The organism is Mesorhizobium sp. WSM4312 (genome assembly GCF_002294875.1).
GTDB lineage: Bacteria > Pseudomonadota > Alphaproteobacteria > Rhizobiales > Rhizobiaceae > Mesorhizobium.
The window spans coordinates 1-1,287 of sequence record NZ_NSFU01000054.1; the positions used below are offsets into that span (position 1 = coordinate 1).

Annotated in this window: 2 protein-coding genes; both read right to left on the reverse strand. The window is 59.4% G+C overall.

Annotated elements, in window-relative coordinates; genetic code table 11:
* Positions 1 to 31: 31 nt before the first annotated feature.
* A complete protein-coding gene (locus CK228_RS34585) occupies positions 32 to 880 on the reverse strand; it encodes an IS3 family transposase (RefSeq protein WP_348629245.1) in 849 nt (282 codons plus the stop codon).
* Complete coding sequence (locus tag CK228_RS34590) at positions 829 to 1,179, reverse strand: transposase (protein WP_095790661.1); 351 nt, start codon at positions 1,177 to 1,179, stop codon at positions 829 to 831. The genes CK228_RS34585 and CK228_RS34590 overlap by 52 nt, the downstream gene beginning before the upstream one ends.
* Positions 1,180 to 1,287: the final 108 nt, after the last annotated feature.

Here is a 1,287-nt window from a genome sequence, read left to right on the forward strand (position 1 = left end):
AAATGGAGTGCGCCCCTCGGAGCGGACAGGATCAAGCGGCAGTTTTGACCATCTTCCGGGCGTGTTGGTCTTCGAACTGTTGCGGGCTGAGATAGCCGAGCGCTGAATGCAATCGGCGGGTGTTGTAGGCCTCATCAATGAAGCGGGGAAGGTCCTCAGCGACGTCGGTGAAGGTTTCATAGGCCATCGGATAGATGGCTTCGACCTTCATCGTCTTCATGAAGCTTTCCGCTTTGGCATTATCGTAGGGATTGCCGCGCCGACCCATCGATCCAATAAGATCGTGCTCGGCGAGAAGATTGCGATAGAGGAGCGCGGCATATTGCGCCCCTCGATCCGAGTGATGGACGCAGCCCGGCGGCGGCTTTCGCCGTTCGATTGCCGCCTTCAATGCTGCAACGGTCAAGCGCGCGTCGATCGACCGGCCGATGGCGTAACCAACGACCTTGCGGGACCAGGCATCCAAGATGACCGCGACGTAGACGAAGCCTGCCGCAATCGCCACGTAGGTTATGTCGCTTACCCAAAGCCGGTTCGGGCCATCGAGTGTCACGTCCTTCGCCAGGTTCGGGAAGATCGGCAATTCATGATTGCTGTCCGTGGTGGCGATGAAGCGTCGCCTGATCCTGGGCTGCAGATCATGCTCGCGCATCAATCGTCTGATCTTCTTGTGGTTCACGACAATGCCGCTCTGCCGCAGCGCCGCCTGCATGCGGCGATAGCCGTAGGCTTCGAAGCTGTCGGAGATCTCACCCATCGTCTCGACGAGCGCTGTGTCATCCACGGCGGTTTCGGGCTGATCGTAGTAGGTTGATCGCGCGATCCCCATCAGCCGGCATCCTTCAGCGATAGAGACACCGCGGGGCCGGTGATCACGGATGTAGGCCCGCTTCTGGGACGTGGTGCGCTTTTCAGAGCCCCCTTTAGAAACTCGATTTCCAAGGCTTGCCGGCCTACCAGCCGCTCCAGCGCGGCGATCCGAGCCTCATAGGTCTGCATCGTCTCGGCCGCCGCTACATCCTCGTCGAAGGCGCCGGCCTCGTATTTCTGGACCCAGATACGGATCAGGTTACGCGCTAGTTCGTGCCGCCTGGCCAGACCATGAAGCGTCTCGCCGGAGAGGAACTCTTGCACTACCTGACGTTTGAACTCGATGCTGTGCGCGCGATGTGCAGTCATGGCTTCCATCCTTCGAAAGCCCGGCTTCCAAGTCAATTCTGCTTAGTCAAGCTGTCCGCTCCGAGGGGCGCACTCCAAAAACCGCTCACACTTTTCCTGGAATTGCTC